General features: G+C 52.2%; 17 protein-coding genes. 2 read left to right on the top strand and 15 right to left on the bottom strand.

Translation table 11 applies throughout. The annotated features are described in order from the left end of the window. Positions 1-129 precede the first annotated feature (129 nt). Positions 130-2,220, top strand: a complete 2,091-nt coding sequence (locus HYT77_09965) for a hypothetical protein (GenBank protein ID MBI2068323.1) — start codon at positions 130-132, stop codon at positions 2,218-2,220. Here HYT77_09965 and HYT77_09960 read toward each other — a convergent pair. From HYT77_09960 to HYT77_09940, 5 genes are all read right to left on the bottom strand, one after another. Then, entirely contained in the window at positions 2,217-2,852 is a 636-nt protein-coding gene (locus HYT77_09960; protein ID MBI2068322.1) for a hypothetical protein, read from the bottom strand. The two genes, HYT77_09965 and HYT77_09960, sit on opposite strands and share 4 nt — an antisense overlap. Positions 2,853-2,957: 105 nt before the next feature. Beyond that, positions 2,958-4,856: a hypothetical protein gene (locus tag HYT77_09955; protein MBI2068321.1), complete on the bottom strand. Its 1,899-nt coding sequence runs from the start codon at positions 4,854-4,856 to the stop codon at positions 2,958-2,960. Between the two features lie 27 nt (positions 4,857-4,883). Next, positions 4,884-5,903 (bottom strand): aspartate-semialdehyde dehydrogenase, encoded by a 1,020-nt coding sequence (locus HYT77_09950; protein ID MBI2068320.1) that lies wholly within the window; start codon positions 5,901-5,903, stop codon positions 4,884-4,886. Continuing rightward, positions 5,900-6,979, bottom strand: a complete 1,080-nt coding sequence (gene leuB, locus HYT77_09945; protein ID MBI2068319.1) for a 3-isopropylmalate dehydrogenase — start codon at positions 6,977-6,979, stop codon at positions 5,900-5,902. Before leuB ends, HYT77_09950 begins: the two co-directional genes overlap by 4 nt. Beyond that, a complete protein-coding gene (locus HYT77_09940) occupies positions 6,976-7,269 on the bottom strand; it encodes a hypothetical protein (GenBank protein MBI2068318.1) in 294 nt (97 codons plus the stop codon). The genes leuB and HYT77_09940 overlap by 4 nt, the downstream gene beginning before the upstream one ends. A 284-nt stretch (positions 7,270-7,553) precedes the next feature. Between HYT77_09940 and HYT77_09935 the strand changes: the two genes are divergently transcribed. Continuing rightward, positions 7,554-8,168: a hypothetical protein gene (locus tag HYT77_09935; protein ID MBI2068317.1), complete on the top strand. Its 615-nt coding sequence runs from the start codon at positions 7,554-7,556 to the stop codon at positions 8,166-8,168. A 4-nt stretch (positions 8,169-8,172) separates the two neighbouring features. Here HYT77_09935 and HYT77_09930 read toward each other — a convergent pair whose 3' ends face one another. The 10 genes from HYT77_09930 to HYT77_09885 form a co-directional block, all read right to left on the bottom strand. Beyond that, positions 8,173-9,708, bottom strand: coding sequence for a 2-isopropylmalate synthase (locus tag HYT77_09930; GenBank protein ID MBI2068316.1), 1,536 nt, complete (start codon positions 9,706-9,708; stop codon positions 8,173-8,175). Next, positions 9,683-10,510 carry a CDP-diacylglycerol--serine O-phosphatidyltransferase gene (gene pssA / locus HYT77_09925; GenBank protein ID MBI2068315.1) on the bottom strand — a complete coding sequence of 276 codons (828 nt, stop codon included), beginning with the start codon at positions 10,508-10,510 and terminating at the stop codon, positions 9,683-9,685. The genes HYT77_09930 and pssA overlap by 26 nt, the downstream gene beginning before the upstream one ends. Next, positions 10,507-11,127, bottom strand: coding sequence for a phosphatidylserine decarboxylase family protein (locus HYT77_09920; protein MBI2068314.1), 621 nt, complete (start codon positions 11,125-11,127; stop codon positions 10,507-10,509). The genes pssA and HYT77_09920 overlap by 4 nt, the downstream gene beginning before the upstream one ends. Continuing rightward, entirely contained in the window at positions 11,127-11,639 is a 513-nt protein-coding gene (gene ilvN, locus HYT77_09915) for an acetolactate synthase small subunit (GenBank protein MBI2068313.1), read from the bottom strand. The genes HYT77_09920 and ilvN overlap by 1 nt, the downstream gene beginning before the upstream one ends. 34 nt (positions 11,640-11,673) lie before the next feature. Then, positions 11,674-13,350, bottom strand: a complete 1,677-nt coding sequence (gene ilvB, locus HYT77_09910) for a biosynthetic-type acetolactate synthase large subunit (GenBank protein MBI2068312.1) — start codon at positions 13,348-13,350, stop codon at positions 11,674-11,676. Between the two features lie 163 nt (positions 13,351-13,513). Next, positions 13,514-13,744 (bottom strand): hypothetical protein, encoded by a 231-nt coding sequence (locus HYT77_09905; protein MBI2068311.1) that lies wholly within the window; start codon positions 13,742-13,744, stop codon positions 13,514-13,516. Between the two features lie 57 nt (positions 13,745-13,801). Continuing rightward, positions 13,802-14,542: a tRNA (adenosine(37)-N6)-threonylcarbamoyltransferase complex dimerization subunit type 1 TsaB gene (gene tsaB, locus HYT77_09900; GenBank protein ID MBI2068310.1), complete on the bottom strand. Its 741-nt coding sequence runs from the start codon at positions 14,540-14,542 to the stop codon at positions 13,802-13,804. A 127-nt stretch (positions 14,543-14,669) separates the two neighbouring features. Next, a complete protein-coding gene (gene rseP / locus HYT77_09895) occupies positions 14,670-16,028 on the bottom strand; it encodes an RIP metalloprotease RseP (protein ID MBI2068309.1) in 1,359 nt (452 codons plus the stop codon). After that, positions 16,025-17,167 carry a 1-deoxy-D-xylulose-5-phosphate reductoisomerase gene (locus HYT77_09890; GenBank protein ID MBI2068308.1) on the bottom strand — a complete coding sequence of 381 codons (1,143 nt, stop codon included), beginning with the start codon at positions 17,165-17,167 and terminating at the stop codon, positions 16,025-16,027. Before HYT77_09890 ends, rseP begins: the two co-directional genes overlap by 4 nt. Further along, positions 17,164-17,982 carry a phosphatidate cytidylyltransferase gene (locus HYT77_09885; GenBank protein ID MBI2068307.1) on the bottom strand — a complete coding sequence of 273 codons (819 nt, stop codon included), beginning with the start codon at positions 17,980-17,982 and terminating at the stop codon, positions 17,164-17,166. The genes HYT77_09890 and HYT77_09885 overlap by 4 nt, the downstream gene beginning before the upstream one ends. Positions 17,983-17,991 lie beyond the last annotated feature (9 nt).

The following is a 17,991-nucleotide window of genomic DNA, read 5'->3' as shown; positions in this document are numbered from 1 at the left end:
ATGATTTTATGTTGTTATATAATGCTCCCATTGAAAATATGGCATGCAAATTGCTCTTAAGTCAGTAGGAAGGCCGGCAACTCGACTGCTATAGGTTGCCGATCCTATTAAAGAGGGAGGAAGAGTACCTTGGCTGTTAATCCGGTTGGAAATCGATCAGAGAGGATAGAAATAGATTCGGCCGAACCAATTTCAGAGGGAGGTTCATCCGGCCCTCTTGTCGGTATCACCAGTGGCCCAAATCAGGAGACGGTTCTTATCTCAACGACGGTTGGGACCGGGGCCGCTGATATCCCAACACCCGGAAGTGAATCGATCTCGCTCGAAAGACGACAACAGCAACTTCAGCAGTTAATCGCCTTGAGAGACCAGTTACGCCCGCTCGCAACCGGAGGGGATCAGGCAGCCCAACAGCTCCTGTCTGAAATCGAACAGATCATCCCCAGATTAGAACAGCAATTGTCTCAAGACATGGACAGTGATGGACTCCCCGATGGATTTGATCCGGACTCTGATGGTGACAATATTCTTGATGCCCGCGAAATTGAGGATGGAACCAATCCTTTGAGTCTGGATACAGACGGTGACGGAATCAGCGACGACAATGAAATCCGGCTTCGAAATCTGGGGCTCCAGCTGGGAGACCCCGGTCTGGTCCAGATGGGGAACGGTCGGAGTGCCGACGCCAATCATGACGGCATTATTGACAGCGCACAACTTCGATCTGAGGTTCGTAGCACACTTGGACTCGCTGCGACCGCAAGTGATGGTGGTGTTCCTGGAACTGTCGGAACCCAGGCGGTGGGAGGGAATGGGGGCGTCCAGTGGGGAGGCCCCACGGGAAATTATCAGACAATGACACTGACACCGAATGGCCAAACAAGCTCAGTGGCAGGCGGTGGCGGGACGTATGTTATCCAGGCACCGGAAGAGGGAGGAGAGATCCGGGTCTCCCGTCAGGATTCAACGCTTCGAATCGATTTTGAAAATGGATCAGGAACCGGTCGTCTGTTGATCCCTGATTTTGAACAAAAGAAGCTCTACTTTTTTGGTGAAGCCAATTTACAGTTCGTCAATTTTGATCCCCAAGGCCTCGTGACAACCAATTCCTACGGTTATGCGGAAACCGGCATCTACATCGCTTCCGGAACGGACAGCTGGGCCAGCGGCGCAATGGATGTCTCATCCGTCATTAACCCCTTTAACCGCGATGATCTCCCCGAGGAAGAGGATCGGGTACGTGAAGGGGTCCGTACGATTGAGTATGATGTCTCGGATCAGTCTGATCTAACCTTCAACCTGCTGGATCAGTTCGAGGGAGAAGAGTTGAAACAATGGACCGCTGTTCAGGACGGTCAGTCGCTTGTCCTCGAGGGAAAGAACAGATCGGGAGAGACAAAAATCAAATTTGTGTTGCGGGGTGGAATGGACATCCTTGAAGAGCTTAAGATTCAGCTCTCTGATATCGGGCAGAGGCTTGACTCGCAGGTCAGCGTTGAAATTTCAGGCGGTTCAGGGGACGATCTCGTCTACACCGTCGGTGGAGATCAAAGTCGCGTCTATCTGGGCGCCGGCGATGATACGGCAGCTGTCACCGATGATAACCGTGTCGAGTTCTACGGACAGGGGGGTGATGACATCCTCCGAGGCGCCGCAGGAGATGATCGTCTCGTTGCCGGTGAAGGGAATGACTATATTTACGGTGGTACCGGGGAAAACCGGCTCTACGGAGATGCTGGTAATGATACCCTCTGGACGGCAAACACGACGATTGGCAGTGGTACGCAAGAGGTTGTGGATGGCGGCGGAGGCATGGATGTCACCAATGCCTACAACGGTGCCACGATGAGCATTGAGGCGGGTATTGAGGATTTAAACGGCTTGCAGTCCTACCTTACACAGTACGGCGGCGAAGGGGCTTCGGCTGTCGAACTGACAGAGATTGTCAATATGGAGCAAGACGACCTGCCTTACATCCGCCAACTGATCTCCGAACAGCTCCATCAACTGGCTATGAACTATGTCCTCCTCAAGGATGCGGAACGACAAGCCTGGTTTACGGAATCGCCCGGTAGCGGCACCTTCAATCAGTGGCAGACAAATGGCACCCCGGGGGCCCCCACAGGGCCGTTCCCACCCAACGGTTCTTCCAACGACTCCGAGGATTCAGGGAACAGTGGTCCGACTGGTGGTTGGCAAAACGGCTACATGCCTCTTTAAAATTCGAATAAAAAACCCGCCGAAGCAGACCAATGGCTTAAATCAAGGCCGCCACTGCCAAAACTATCAATCCAGTTATAGCGTCCCTCCAGTGTCAGATAGATATCATTGACTCCCACATCGGCCTCAAAGGAATGGGAGATCTCATCAACAACCTCCAGGAGAAATTGGAGTCCCCCGGTAAAATGTAGCCCGTATTTCACCACTTTGGTGGTCGTCCCCTGGACATTCTCCCGGTAGAAGACATAATCAGGCCCCACCTTAACATAGGGAACAAGAATCTGATCCTCCTTGAAATCGGCCCGAAAGGTCACTGAGTTATAGAGAGGTATGAGGGTCAAACGAAACTCCTCCGCGGCAACCTGCCCACTCGTACGGCCAACCGAGTTCGCCTTGGCCGTCATAAAACCCCCTCCCACCTCAACCCCCAATTTTGAACCAATGAGGAGTCCAAATTCCATCGAGCCTGAAGGATAGCAGCAGTTTAAAAAGTCTTTTAACAACTGCCCCTTTGGGAGAAAAAGGGAGCCCTTAAATTCGAATGACCACCACTGGGGGGTCAGTTCGGCAGCTCTCAGTGACGGCTGATACAACGTAAACATGAGAAAGAGGCCAAGAAGGATACGATGCATCTTAGTACTTCGACTCGTAATTACCATACGTATCTGAAAAGCCAAAAAAATCAATCAAATTACTCGCTCAGCACTAGTCCTGAGTGAATAAATTCGTCACCGAATTTATGAATCGAAGGACTTAGGAAGCATCTTTAGCCCCCCCCCTCTCTGGAACCTCGGAAAAAGGAAGGTTCCCTTAAGTAAGGTACACCCTGCCTCCCCTGCCCTACCCGCAACCCCTACCGTTGCCTCAGGACGGCCTGATGCTGCTACCCCTCCTGATAATGTTGTCGTCCGGGAGCCAACGTTGCCACCGTTGTCAACCGCCTCGACACCAACTTGATAGAGATCCCCATTATCCAGCCCGGAGATCTTTGCCGTAACCGTTGACTCCGTTGCAGCCGGTTGTGAAACGGAGCCGGCCGAAGAGAGGGTTGCCAACGAGGCGTCCGTCTTGTCGAGATAGATCCGGTAGGATCTCACATCCGAGGCACTTAGCCGATCAAACGTCACATACAGGCTCTCATTACCAAAACCGACCTCACGGATTGTGACCGCCGGCGGCGGAGTATCGACGGTTATATCCACGGCATCACGCCCAACGTTTCCCTCACTATCGGTCACAAAAACAAAGAGGCGATTGGTCCCTTCTGAAAATGTCTTCGAATCATAATTGATTGTGGCCGTCGTCTGATCAGTATTACCGGAACTGACCGTTCCGGAATCAACTGATGTGCCGCTCTGTGTACGATTGCCACCGACACGGACGGTATACGTTCCCGCCTCATCCGCCTGGAAGGTCATCGTAAAAGAGCCTCCTTGTGTCAAAGAGCTCGTCCCCAAAGAGGTACTTTGAATCGTCACAAACGGATGGTCCTGAATGATTGCAATTTTCGCATTGGAGAGCGAGGCAAATAACCGGGCTTCACTGCCAGACGTAGTAACAATCGGGCCGGGAGCAGAAGAGAGTGGGAGGGGATTATCCTCTGTATCACTGGAGCCGGTATCATTGAAATCCTTGACGGTAAAACTGTCAAAACTGCTCGTCCCTAAATCAAGATCCACAACAGAAACTCCACCGGACCCTGTGACATAGGCATAGATGTCCGTTGGATCGGTCACACTCGTAACAGCGACCCCCTTGAGTGAACCGTTCGGCGACAGCGAGATCGGATTCGTCCCGGACTGTGATAAGCTGGTGTCCACCTCCGTATCATTCAACGTATTAATGACATGCAAGGAACTGTCGGTTGAATTGACGACAAAGAGAAAATTTCGTTCGGGGGACGTGGCCAATGCCGGGAGACTTTTATCCGTTGTTGCGAGGGTGATCGTCGCGGTCACGGCCGTAGAACCTTCATCAATGACGAAGACCTTTCCCTTATCCGTCGTCACATAGAGGGTGTCTGTTGAGGTGTTGCTCGAGGCGCTTGGGAACTGGGCCAAGGTCAACGCAACCGGCTTAATGCCGGTCCCCTGTGCATCCTTGAGTGAAATAGTCGTTGTCACCTTCTCATCACTGATATCGTAAATGAGGATGGCATTATTCGTGGTATCGGCAATATAGAGCTTGTCATCATCGGAGGCAGTCTCCTGATCGGCCACCACCTGCCCCAGCGTGTCACTTCCCAGGTCAATACTACGTGGATTTTCGGTTATCTTGCTCAAGTTAATAACAATGAGATCCCCATCTGCCTGGGCGGCAAAAAGTGTGCTCCCGCGAAGTGAGAGCCCTTTGATATCGCCGCGGAGATCCTGTCCACCCGTCTCTTTACTGTTGTCCTGTAGTGCAGGCACTTGCTCGGAAGCCAATGTCCAGGTTTCCAGATCAATCCTCTTAATGGTGCTTCCAAAACTTACAAAAAGATAATTATCATTATCGATCACCATGAAGTCCGCCTGTGAGGAGACAAGGTTCAGCGGTGGTTCAGAGAGGGAAGAGGGTGCCCTCTCTGAGTCGGGATAAGCAAAGAGAATCCCCCCCGCCAGGAAGAGGATTAGGACGACAACTTTTTTAAACAAAGGCCCCCCGGTCACAAAAAAATAAATCTAAATATATTTTTCGGCAAGCAACTCGGCAATCTGCACGGCGTTCAAGGCAGCCCCCTTGCGTAGATTGTCAGAGACAATCCACAGGTTAAAACCGTTTTCAACCGATTCGTCTATCCGGATCCGGCCGACAAAGACGTCATCTTTTCCCGTTGACTCTACAGCGAGCGGATACTGGTTCTTTGACGGATCATCATAAACCGTAACGCCCGGTGCTTTGGAAAGGATCTCTCGAATACGAGCAACCGACAATTTTCTCTCCAATTCCACATTGACCGACTCGGAATGACTGCAAAAAACGGGAACCCGAACCGCCGTTGAGGTGATCCGAAGGGTGGGGAGCCCCATAATCTTCCGGGACTCGTTCACAATCTTCATCTCCTCCTTGGTGTAACCGTTGTCGAGAAAGACATCGATGTGAGGGATACAATTGAACGCAATCTGATGCGGAAAAACCCGTTTTTCAATCTCCCTCTGGTTGAAGAGGGCAACCACCTGTTCGGAGAGCTCTTTCATCGCCTTCTGCCCCGCCCCCGCCGTTGACTGATAGGTCGAAACAACGACACGACGAAGACCGGCCGCATCATGAAGAGGCTTTAAAACCGCAACGAGCTGGATCGTCGAACAGTTGGGGTTCGCAATGATCCGCCTCTTTTTGTATTGACCAACATCCTGCGGATTGACCTCGGGAACGATGAGGGGGATATCCTCCGCCATCCGAAAGGCGCTGCTATTGTCAATGACGACAGCTCCCGCCTCGGCTGCAAGCGGTGCAAACCGTTGACTAACCGTTCCCCCGGCGGAAAATAAGACAATCTGCTCCCCTTGAAACGAATTTTCCTGCAGGAGTTCAACCGAAATTGCCTTGCCACAAAAGGTCATCTTCTCACCGACACTTTTCTCAGAGGCAAAAAGGCGCAGGCACTCGACAGGAAACTTTCTCTCCCCCAGAATCGAGACCATCTCGCGGCCGACCGCCCCGGTCGCCCCCACCACCCCTATTTTATATTTCTTTGTCATAGTCTTTCCAAAACCGCTTCTGTCATTTCGGAGGTTGAGAACCTCTTCACTCCTCCTCCCCCGATATCCGATGTCCTTCCCCCCTCCTGCAACACGACCTGAACCGCCTCCTCAACACGACTGGCCAAGTCATCCGCTCCCAATGAATACCGAAGAAGAAGTGCAGAAGATAAGATAGCCGCCAGCGGATTCGCAAGCCCTTTTCCGGCGATATCCGGTGCGGTCCCGTGAACCGGTTCGTACATCCCACGAGGCAGTCCAAGACTGTTTTTCCCTGAACCGAGAGAGGCCGAAGGGAGCATCCCGATTGAGCCGGTCAGCATCGCCGCCTCATCAGAGAGGATGTCACCGAACATATTCGTTGTGAGGATGACGTCAAATTGCAGGGGATTTCTCACGAGCTGCATCGCACAGTTATCGACATACATATGGACCAATTCAATATCCGGATACCGTCGGGCAACCCGGCTGACGGTTTCTCTCCAGAGCATGGAGCTTTCCAGGATATTGGCCTTGTCAACGGAGACAACTTTTTTGCGTCTCCGTCGTGCCGCTTCAAAGGCAACCTTTGCAATCCGCATCATTTCAGGCACAGAATAAATCTCTGTATTAAACCCTACCCTCTTCCCTGCCCGACGACGGATCCCCCTTGGGGTTCCAAAATAGATCCCGCCGGTTAGCTCACGTACGACAAGAATATCGGTCCCCCTCACAACCTCTTCCTTCAAGGTCGAGGCCTGGACCAAAGAATCAAAAACGTGGGCCGGACGCAGATTGGCAAAAAGTCCCAAACCGAAACGAAGCCCCAAGAGGGCCTGTTCAGGTCGCCCCTGATGAGGGAGTGAATCCCACTTCGGCCCTCCAACCGCCCCCAAAAGAACGGCGTCCGCCTTTTTAGCACCCTTTAAAACAGTGGCTGGCAATGGCACGCCAGTGGTATCAATCGCGGCACCGCCAACAACGGCCATTTCAAACTGTAGCGGTAGGTCAGCACCCCCTACCTTCTGTAGAATGCGAACAGCGGCTGTCGTCACCTCCGGCCCAATCCCGTCACCTGGCAGCACCAATATCTTTATCTCTTTCGGAATAACTCCTCCAGTTTCTTCTTCGCCTCTGCCACCTCATCCCTTTTTTTGAGGCGATGCCGAGACTGTTTACCTAACTGAAAAAAATCACAGAAATTGGCCCTCTCTTTGTCTAATACCCGATCTGCTTGGGGTTCCCGACACTCGTTGTAGGCATGTTCATCGTAAAACTCACAATTAAAGCAACAATGAATCTCGGCATCGCAACCGGAGCAGGTGTCCCTTCTACCAACCTTCTCCTGCAGAATGAATTCCTTCCCACAAGAAAAGCAGGTTGCCATGAGCTAGAAGGTACTAAAATTCTTCAAAAAATCCACAACCAATTCTTGCCTAAATTCCGCAGTTCCTGACGGGGGAATTTAGGTAAATTGCCGGAATCGCTTCAGATCGAGGCGGTCGAGGGAGGGCGAGTGAGGCGTACTTGGGTGGTACGTCGAACGAGTCCCGACCGAAGGCCAACGAAGAGATGAGGCGAGTTACGGTGATTTCACAATTCCGCAACTGCGGAATTGTGGTTGTCGCCTACGATAGAGCACATAACAACAGAAAGAGAACCAAGGATCCTATGCCAAAACTAGAAAATTATTTTCCAAGTCAGCATCCTATCACTGAAGCGGGTCTGTTACTCCTTGTACAAACTGGTACCAGCCTTACGGCACCAATCGTCGGTACTTATCTGGAAGATGCCGTATCAAGATCTCAATTTACGAGAGGGTTTCTTGCCCGAGAGGCGAGTCATATATTCGGGATGGGAGAAAAATTTGCACTTTCCGGATATCCTTTTGGAGCCGTGCGCCTAACACCGGATCTTGTAGAGGTAAAAAGGAGATTGTCGGATGGTGTTATGCAGTTTGGCAAAAAAAATAACATCCCCGTCGTCTTGGTAGGTCTCCTTATTGGTGCCACCTTGGCACTTATATTAACGCAGTATATTTTTGGGGTCCCTTCTCTAGAAAAATCGAAATCTGATAACTCCAGGCTGCCTCTTTTTCTCCTCGCAGGCTCTGTGCTGGGAGGAACAACAGCACTGGCCACTCACAGGATCGCCTGCTCTGTAACAAAAAAGGTCGCCTGGCGATTCAAAAATCCGTTCGACGCCTACACACTCACATCCCAAGCGGTTGGGGCATCGCTGGCTTTTGTCACCTGGCTTTATGCAAGATCGAAACTTGCTGACTAGAGAACTAAACCCCCTCCTGCGGATGAAGCCGTTTAGAGGTTGAATCAAGCCGATTGAGCGCCACAAGAAACGCCTTTACGGAAGCAATGACAATATCGGTGTGCGAACCGATGCCACGAACTGTCTTCCCTTTCTCTTCCAGGGCAACGGTCACCTCTCCCTGGGCATCCGTCCCACCCGTCACCGCATTAATATTAAATTTGGAAAGGGCCCCTTTGAACTTGGTCAGTTTTCTAATTGCCGAAAAGGCGGCGTCGACTGGTCCATCACCCTTTGCTGAGGCCATCCGTCGCTTGCCATTCACCCGTAGTATCACGGTTGCCTTTGGTATCATGCGGGTTCCGCTCTGAATTCTGATCTCCTCAAGCGAGTATCTCTCCTCTCCTTGAGTCAGCAGACTCGCCACAATCGCGTCGATGTCCTCATCAAAAACCCGTTTCTTTTTATCGGCAAGCTCCTTCATCTTTATGAAGGCACTCTCAAACTGTTCCGGTGTAAGCTCATGTCCCATCGCCTTGAGCTTTTCTCGAAACGCATTCCGCCCCGAGTGTTTTCCCATCACGTATTGGTGCGCCGTCAGGCCAACCTGGGCGGGCGTCATGATCGAATAAGTCAACTCGGACCTCAGCAGGCCGGCCTGATGGATCCCTGACTCGTGGGCAAAGGCGTTTGCTCCAACGATCGCCTTGTTTGGCTGGACTCCAATACCGGTGATATGGGCGAGGAGGCGGCTTGCGGGGTAGAGTTGCGTTGTCTCAATCCCTGTCTCCAGGCCCAGCGCCTCCTCACGAACCTTAAGCGCCATCACAATCTCTTCCAAAGAGGCATTTCCCGCCCTCTCGCCAATTCCGTTAATCGTGCATTCCACTTGCCGGGCACCGGCCTGGACCGCCGCCAGCGAGTTGGCAACGGAGAGCCCCAGATCATTGTGACAATGAACACTAATCGTCGCCTGTCCACTACTGGGAATTTTTTCCTTCAGGAAGTGGATCAGCTTCGAATATTCCAGCGGGAAGGTATATCCCACGGTATCGGGGACATTCAGCGTCGTCGCCCCTGCCTCTATGACGGCCTGAAAAACTTCGGCCAGATAGTCCGGATCGCTCCGGGTGGCATCCTCCGCAGAGAACTCGACATCCTGCGTAAAGCTCCTGGCCAACTGGACCCCCTTCACCGCCTCTTCAAGCGCCTCATCCCGCGTCATCCTCAATTTGTGTTTTAGATGAATATCAGAGGTTGCGAGAAAGACGTGAATCCTGGGTCGTTCCGCAATCTTGACCGCCTCCCAGCACCGGTCAATATCGAGTGAATTTGCCCGTGCAAGACCGCAAATAATAGGCCCCTTGACCTCCTCCGCGACCCGACGAACGGACTCAAAATCCCCCGGTGAGGCGATCGGGAAACCGGCCTCGATGACATCCACCCCCAGACGGGCCAACTGGTGGGCCATCCGAAGCTTCTCATCAAGATTCATGCTGTAACCGGGCGACTGTTCCCCATCGCGGAGGGTCGTATCAAAGATCTTTACCCGATCCCTCATGGTATGATTCCCTTCTCTTCCCCTCAAGCGAGACCAGATTTGCCTTTGGCCAGTGTTTTCGACGCAATTTTGCAGAAACGGCCTCGCCCGCCTTCTTCCTTAAGAACAAAATCTCCTCTGCCGGACCTGAAAGGACATACGTAGAAAAAACAATAAAAGGCATGAACTCCGGATGAAGGGCGAGGACAAGAATTAATCCAACCGCTGCTACGAGAAAATAAAAGGCGTTTGGGCTCTTCAGATCAAGATCTTTGAAGCTCCGATATCGAATCTGGCTGACCATGAGGGGTCCTAAGAGAAAGGTCAATCCAACACTCAATGACCCTTTAAATCCGTCCGGTCCATATCCACTCTCGTAGAGAAGGACAAGACTCGCCAGCAAAAGGGCAGCAGCGGGAGTGGGTAGCCCCTGAAACCGTTTCTTTTCAACCGACTGCAGCTGGACATTAAACCGGGCAAGCCGCAGGGCAGCACAAGCGACATACAAAAAGACCGCAAGCCAGCCGATGCGCTGAAAATCGGCAAGGCTCCAGACATAAATGAGGATACCGGGGGCAATGCCAAAAGAGGAGAGATCAACCAGCGAATCATATTCCACCCCAAAATCGCTCTCGCTCTTTGTCATCCGGGCAATCCGGCCGTCGAGCATATCAAAGAGGGAACAGAAACCGATCGCCAGGGCCGCATCAAAAAAATCACCTGAGATCGCACGAACCATCGCATAAAAACCGCAGAAAAGGCTGCCGGTCGTGAACAGATTTGGCAGCAGAGCCACTCCTCGCGACAATGGAATCCTTTTCATAAAAGCCTCCCCAGGATGGTCTCACCACCCCGTACTCTCTCCCCCAGGTTGACAGTCAGCTTAAAATCGGTCGGCATATACACATCCATTCGTGAACCGAAACGAATCAGCCCATACCGCTCACCGCGACGGACATTATCACCTACTTTCAGATAACAAACAATCCTTCTTGCCAAAAAACCGGCAATCTGGACAAAGAGGATCGGATACCCCCCTGTCGACTCCATCGAAACGGCGTTCTGTTCATTATCAAGAGACGCCTTCTCCTTGAAGGCAGAGAAATATTTCCCTTTGTTATAATAAATCCCCTTGATCTGGCCGGTGATCGGAATCCGATTCACATGGACATCAACAGGAGACATAAAGATGCTGACCTTTTGCATCTTCTTTTCGAGATATCTCTGCTCCTCGACCTCTCCCACAAAAATGATTTTCCCATCAGCAGGTGACAGCAGACTCTTTTCATCGGAAGGGGGCACTCTCCTGGGATTTCTAAAAAACCAGACCACATAAAACGGAATACTAAGGGCCAACAAACCCCAAGGCCCGCCCCAAACCAGGAAGGGGACGGCTAAAAGGAGCCCCGCCAAGAGAAAAGGATACCCTTCCTTAACCATTATAATTTCTCCTTCGGAGAGACGAGGACATGCTCACCCCGCTGAACGGCGATTACGCCCGTTCTTACGACTTCAAGAATCCCCTGCTTTTTAAGTTTCTCAAGGCAGGAAGTCCCTTCCTCCTCGTTTCCGGTCACCTCGACAACGAATGCTGCAGCGCTGTAATCGATCAGTTTTCCCCCCATCTCCAGCGCAAGCTTTTCCGCCTCGGACCGAGAGCGTGATCGACCTTCTAATTTAACAAGAAACAGCTCCCGGGTCACATGCTTCTCGTGTGAAAGATCTTCCACCCGAAGTACGTTAATCAATTTATCCAGCTGTTTGATAATCTGTTGAACAACATGATCGTTTCCAACCGTCACAATCGTCATTCGTGAGAGGGTTGCATCGGTTGTCGGCGAGACCGAGAGGCTTTCAATGTTGTACCCCTTCTGCGCAAAGAGTCCCGCAATCCGGGCCAGGACACCAAATTCGTTTTCGACCAAAACAGAGATCGTGTGTCTTTTCTCCATAGAATTTCCCTGCCCTTATCGCTAACCCTTCCCCCTATGCTAACAACATCTCATCCAATCCTTTGCCCGCCGGGACCATCGGCATAACGTTCTCTTCCTTCACCACATGGAAATCGATGAGAACCGGCCTGTCTTTAATCTTGAGCGACTCCTTCAAAACCGTCTCAACCTCTGACGGTTTTTTAACCAAAAAACCGACCGCCCCATAACTCTCCGCCAATTTTACAAAGTCGGGCATCGCGAGCATCTCCGATTCTGAATACCGCCGTTCATAAAAGAACTGCTGCCATTGCCGAACCATCCCCAGATAGAAATTGTTGATGATCGCCACCTTGACCGGCAGTTTGTTTTGAACCGCCGTTGCGAGCTCCTGGATATTCATCTGGATGGACCCATCTCCTGAAATGCAGAAAACGGTATCGTTAGGATAAGCGAGCTGGGCCCCGATCGCGGCAGGGAGTCCAAAGCCCATGGTTCCAAGTCCTCCCGATGTGCACCAGCGGCGGGGGCCATTAAATTTATAGATCTGCGCCGTCCACATCTGGTGCTGACCAACATCGGTCGTGATGATCGCCTCCCCTTTTGTTGCCTCATAAATTTTTTGGATGACATACTGGGGGCGAAGAGTACCACCGATCTCCTGCGGGTAATAGAGGGGATGTTCCTTCTGCCACCTCTGGATCTGCTCTTTCCACGGCTTAAGACTGTTCCGATACCTGCGCACCCGTTCGGGATCTTTCTTTGCAAGGGAAACGATCTTGCTCACGACTTCCTTGGCATCTCCGACGAGGCCGATATCAACATTGACGATCTTCCCAATCGAGCTGGCATCGATATCCAGATGGATCTTTTTCGCATGAACCGCAAACTTTTTGAGATCGCCCGTCACACGATCATCAAATCGTGGACCGAGCGCGATCAGGAGATCGGAGTTGTTCATCGCCATGTTCGCCCAATAACCGCCATGCATCCCGAGCATCCCCAAACAAAGCGGATTATCGCCCGGAAAACCACCGAGCCCCATCAGCGTCATCGTAACTGGAATACCCAAAAGATCGGCGAATTCCGTTACAATGCCGGAGGCCCCGGAGGCCACAACGCCACCCCCCATATAGAGAACCGGTTTGTTTGACTTAAAAATCAACTCAACCGCCTCCTCCAGTGGCCCTTGGGCGGGAACCTTCTTGGGCTTGTAGCCTCGAAGCTCAACTTTTTTAATCCCCTGATACTCCGTCATCGCCATGCTGACATCCTTCGGGATATCGACAAGCACCGGCCCCGGCCTCCCGCTCGTTGCGATGTAGAACGCCTGATGGATGATCCGCTCGAGATCCTTCACATCCTTCACGAGATAGTTGTGTTTTGTGCAGGTGCGGGTGATCCCGACGATGTCACACTCCTGAAACGCATCATTGCCGATCAGTTGGACCGGCACCTGACCAGTAAAACAGACGATCGGGACCGAATCCATCATCGCCGTCGTTAAACCGGTTACGGTATTGGTCGCCGCAGGACCAGAGGTTACAAGAACAACACCTGGTTTTCCGGTCACACGGGCATAACCATCCGCCATGTGGGTTGCCCCCTGCTCGTGGCGAACCAAAATATGTTTGATTTTTTTCTGCTTGTGGATTTCATCATAGATATAAAGAACAACGCCGCCCGGGTAGCCAAAGAGATACTCAACCCCCAGATCCTCCAACGCCTTCAAAAATCATTTTCTGGGTCATCAAAAATTCTCCTGGTTGTCCTATAAGTTATTGAAATCTCGCATTTTTTAGAAATTCTTGTCAAGCAACCTTTTGAAAGAGGGTGAGTTGAAAGCGTGTGGGGCCTGTCGCCATGAAATCCCCCTTTTAAGATTTCAGATATTACTAACCTTTAGATCTTGAGGAAAGCCAGCCCGCCGCCGCAATAGCGCCAAAAAAGGCAGCGATCCTCATATAGCTTCCAACCGTAAATGGGGTATTGGCAGTGAGACGAGCCAACGCTGCCGAGGGTTCGGTGATGGCCATCCTCGCAACACGTGGAGCTATTGCTGGCAACTCTCTCTGCGTCCAACAAATCTCGCAGTCAACGATTCTGTCAGCAACTGTTAACGACATAGTACCTCCTGCTTTTGTAAAAATAATGAACAATACATCTGGTTAGATTATCGCCTTTTACCCGAAATGGTTGCCTAAAATTTTGGTGGGTTTTGGAAATGTTATTTCGGCGCTCCGAAGGTAGCGTGGTGAAAGAGGATTTTCACGAGCCGGTCTGTTCTCAGAAGCGCCCTCCCAAGCCAACAAACCGACATGGGAGGCACGGGGGATGTTCAGCAAGGCCGGGGCAAAGAGCGCCCTTGACCCCAACCTCTCAAGGATGACTGTTCGATAGACCTCGGCCCCCCTCCCAATCATGAGGAAGGTCGGCTCATCCCTCAAAGAAAGGAGCTCCAGAAATTTTTCCGGGGAAACAGCGACCTCCGGTTCAACCGATTCGAGCCCCCTCCGCCTCGCACCATTCGCCTTGTAAACGGCCGAGTAGACCTCTCCCCGTCGTGCATCGAACATCGGCACGACCAAACCGTCATGAAGAACGGCGTTCATCGCGAGCGTCTCGAGACTGGAGACACCAATGGCCGGCTTTCCAGTCGAGAGAGAGAGCCCCTGAACCGTTGCCATCCCGATCCTAAGGCCTGTAAAGGAGCCGGGGCCGTGCGCCACACCAAAAAGGTCGATCTCGGCGAGAGAGGCTCCGGCCTCTTCCAGGAGGCGTTGAAGGGCAGGGAGGAGCCGTTCGGAATGGACGGTAGAAACCGAGAGGGTGATCTCACCAATAGTTTTGAGTTGTTTTTCCTCCTCAAAGAGGAGGGCAACGCTACCGGTCAGTGTAGAGGTATCAACCGCTAAAATCTTCACAAATAACCTCTGAAAAAGGCCCATCTGCAGCGTTGGCCGCCTCGGACGCTCCTCAACGTACAACCGCAAGTACGCCTGCGTCGCGCCTCGTTGGCCTGCCTTGCATCTGGACCTTTTTGAGAGGTTATCACAATAAAGTCTTGACCCACTCCAGGATCTTTCCAAACCCCCAGACGGAATCAACATCGTGCAACGTTACGAGCGCCATGAGGGTCAACAGGAGGGCAAAACCGACCTGGTCCGCCACCATGCGCAGGCGATTGGAAACAGGTCGCCTGATGACCGCTTCAATCCCCATAAAGAGGATATGCCCCCCATCCAGAACGGGGATCGGAAGAAAATTCAGGATGCCGAGTTGCAGCGAGAGAAAGGCAATGAAATAAAGGAAATGGGAAAGGCCACTCTTGGCGGCGGCAGCCGATGCCTGGGCGATGCGGATCGGTCCCCCCAGCGTTTTGTAGGAGAGCTGAAACGACAATAATCGCCCCAAAATAGTCACCGTGAGACCGGAGAGCTTCAGATTCTCCTCAGTCCCAAGCCGGATCGCCTCAAAAAACGGGTATTTTCGCATCACCTGTGGGCCGGCCCTCTTTTCAAAATCTTTCCGGATCCCGATCATCCAGCGACCGCTCCCTTCGTCACGAACCGGCGTCAGCCCGACCTCTTGGGCCTCGCCAGAGCGCCTGAAAAGAATCTGGACCGTCTTCCCTGCAGCCAGGCCGACCTTTTCAGACATATCAACCCAGTCACTCACCGGCTTCCCATCAATCTCCAAAATTTCGTCCTCTAATTGGAGGCCCGCCTTTTCCGCCGGGCTTCCGGGAATCACTCCATCGACAATCGCCTCATTCCCGATGAAAAAAATCGGCTCGATACCAAGATATCCTCCGCGCGTCTCCCGGTCCTTGGCCACCGTCACCTCTCTCCGAATGCGCTCGGAACCGCGCTCCCATTCCACCTCGATCGTCTGTTCCGGTCGAATCAAAACTTCATTCATGAGCTCGCGCCACGCCCCGATCTCCTTGCCGTCAATCGCTACAATACGATCCCCCGAGACGATCCCAATTTTTTGAGCTGGAGAGTCTCTACGGACCGCCGTGACCATTGCGGGCTCCTGCCAGAATTGCGGTTCGCTCCGACCGATCATAAAGACAACCGGCATGATCAGGACGGCCAAGAGTAGATTCATGAACGGCCCCGCAAAAACAACACTCAACCGGTGGGAGAGAGGACGCGCGGCATAAGAGGTCGGATCATTTGGTTCCGATTCCTGGGGCTCTTCTCCGCGTAGCTTGACGTACCCCCCCAGCGGAAGGGCGGAGACCATGTATGTCGTTTCTCCCTTTTTAAAACTGACCAGTTTGGGACCGAAACCCAAGGAGAACTTTTCAACGCCTATGCCCCTCTTCTTGGCAACAAGGAAATGCCCCAGCTCGTGGATAAAGATCAGGATCCCCAACGCGATGATAAAATAAAAGAGGGTCATTGAAGCGTCTCCGTCAACTCCCTGGCCGATCGATCAATCTGCACAAGCTCCTCCAGGGAACGAAGATCTCCATCGCCCTGTTTCTCCAGGGCTGTTTCGACCAATTGTGCGATTTTCAAAAATCCGATCTCCCCTTTTAAGAAGCGGCCCACAGCGATCTCGTTGGCCGCATTCAAAACGGCTGGGGCCGCCCCACCCTTCCGACCCGCTTCAAACGCAAGTTTCAGACAAGGAAACTTTTCCAGATCGGGTGGAAAAAAGGTGAGCGACCCAATCCGGGAGAGATCAAGTCTCTCCACACCCGATTCGATCCTCTCCGGATGAGCCAAGGCATAGGAGATGGCACAACGCATATCCGGCATCCCCATCTGGGCAATCACCGAACCATCTTTATACTCTACCATCGAATGGATAATACTTTGCGGATGGATCTGGACATCGATCTGACCCACGGAAAAACCAAAAAGCCATCGCGCCTCAATCACCTCGAGCCCTTTGTTCATGAGGGTGGCACTATCAATCGTAATCTTGGAACCCATCGTCCAGTTGGGATGTTTGAGCGCCTCCTCGACCGTGACGGTCGCCATGGAATCTCTGGAGCGCGTAAAGAAAGGGCCACCCGACGCCGTAAGGATCAGACGACTCACCTCTTCGTAGCGCCCGGCCTGGAGTGATTGAAAAATTGCACTGTGCTCACTGTCAACCGGCAGTATCTTCGCTCCCGATTTCTGCGCCTCGCGCGTCATCAATTCACCAGCAATAACCAGACTCTCCTTGTTGGCCAGTGCAACATCCCTCCCCTTTCGGAGCGCGACGTACGTCGGTTTAAGGCCGGCGGCCCCAACGATTGCGGAAAGGACTAAATCGGCATTCGACTCAACGGCGATCTCGACCGCCCCTTCCTCTCCCGACAAAACCCTAAGCCCTGAACCAAACGCCGACCGGAGGATTCGGGCATCACTCTCCCGTCTCACAGAAACGAGATGTGGATGAAACTGTCGGATCTGGTTTGAGAGGAGGTCAAGGTTTTCACCGGCCACAAGTGCTTCAACCGCAAACCGGTCCGTGTGACGGGCCACTAAATCAAGTGCCTGCCGTCCAATTGATCCTGTACTACCAAGTATAGCGAGTCGTTTCATTCTATTCTCATACTATTCCAATGAATCCAGGAGGCGAAGGCATACACTACGGGGGCATTAAAGAGCAAGGCGTCGATTCGGTCCAAAATACCCCCATGACCCGGGATGAGAACCCCCGAATCTTTTACGCCAGAACTCCTTTTGAGGAGCGATTCCGAGAGATCCCCCAGAGGGCCGAAAAGGCTAATCAACAAAACCAGAACGAACCCCGACCTCCAGGAGAGCGAAAGGTTCCAAAAGCGATGAAAGAGACCGAAGGTCAGCAGGCTGCCGATAAAACCGCCGATAACCCCTTCAACCGTCTTGCCGGGGGAGATCAGCGGGGCAAGTCTCCTTTTCCCAAACCAATGCCCAAAAAAATAGGCCGAGGTGTCATTGAGCCATGTGAGGGCCAAAAGCAACAGCACCCAATAGGCACCGTCCGGAAAATCTCTCAGGAGGCCGACCGTCGATCCCAGAGTTCCAATATAAAAAATGGCCAGAAACATCAGACCGATTTTTTTTCCAATCCCCTGAAGACCCGCATGAACAAAAAGAGTGGAGATGAACACAAGCAAAACGAGGAGGATCTCTTCCAAAAACAAGGTTGCCCCGTTCCAAGGGTAAAAAAGAAGGAAAAGAATGTGACCACACCCCAGAAGATAGCCGATCCGTCGTTCTCCAGAACCGAACTTTTCCATATTGAAAAACTCGCGGAGCCCAAGAGTCAGTGCGATAAACACCACCATCTTGAAGAAAAAAACCCAAGGACTGAAAAGGACAACCAGAAGGGCTGGCACGAGAAGGAGTGACGAAATGACCCTCTTGATAAACATAAGTGCTCT

It is taken from the genome of Deltaproteobacteria bacterium, assembly GCA_016180855.1.
Classification (GTDB): Bacteria; UBA10199; UBA10199; order JACPAL01; family JACPAL01; genus JACPAL01.
This window is presented reverse-complemented; position numbering and strand designations above follow the sequence as displayed.

What these genes read in the sequence shown, in the direction of transcription:
- HYT77_09960 (MBI2068322.1), bottom strand. Translation starts at nt 2,852, where the DNA reads ATGCATCGTATCCTTCTTGGCCTCTTTCTCATGTTTACGTTGTATCAG.
- HYT77_09950 (MBI2068320.1), bottom strand. Translation starts at nt 5,903, where the DNA reads ATGACAAAGAAATATAAAATAGGGGTGGTGGGGGCGACCGGGGCGGTC.
- HYT77_09940 (MBI2068318.1), bottom strand. Translation starts at nt 7,269, where the DNA reads ATGGCAACCTGCTTTTCTTGTGGGAAGGAATTCATTCTGCAGGAGAAG.
- HYT77_09935 (MBI2068317.1), top strand. Translation starts at nt 7,554, where the DNA reads ATGCCAAAACTAGAAAATTATTTTCCAAGTCAGCATCCTATCACTGAA.
- HYT77_09930 (MBI2068316.1), bottom strand. Translation starts at nt 9,708, where the DNA reads ATGAGGGATCGGGTAAAGATCTTTGATACGACCCTCCGCGATGGGGAA.
- pssA (MBI2068315.1), bottom strand. Translation starts at nt 10,510, where the DNA reads ATGAAAAGGATTCCATTGTCGCGAGGAGTGGCTCTGCTGCCAAATCTG.
- HYT77_09920 (MBI2068314.1), bottom strand. Translation starts at nt 11,127, where the DNA reads ATGGTTAAGGAAGGGTATCCTTTTCTCTTGGCGGGGCTCCTTTTAGCC.
- ilvN (MBI2068313.1), bottom strand. Translation starts at nt 11,639, where the DNA reads ATGGAGAAAAGACACACGATCTCTGTTTTGGTCGAAAACGAATTTGGT.
- HYT77_09905 (MBI2068311.1), bottom strand. Translation starts at nt 13,744, where the DNA reads ATGTCGTTAACAGTTGCTGACAGAATCGTTGACTGCGAGATTTGTTGG.
- rseP (MBI2068309.1), bottom strand. Translation starts at nt 16,028, where the DNA reads ATGACCCTCTTTTATTTTATCATCGCGTTGGGGATCCTGATCTTTATC.
- HYT77_09890 (MBI2068308.1), bottom strand. Translation starts at nt 17,167, where the DNA reads ATGAAACGACTCGCTATACTTGGTAGTACAGGATCAATTGGACGGCAG.
- HYT77_09885 (MBI2068307.1), bottom strand. Translation starts at nt 17,982, where the DNA reads ATGTTTATCAAGAGGGTCATTTCGTCACTCCTTCTCGTGCCAGCCCTT.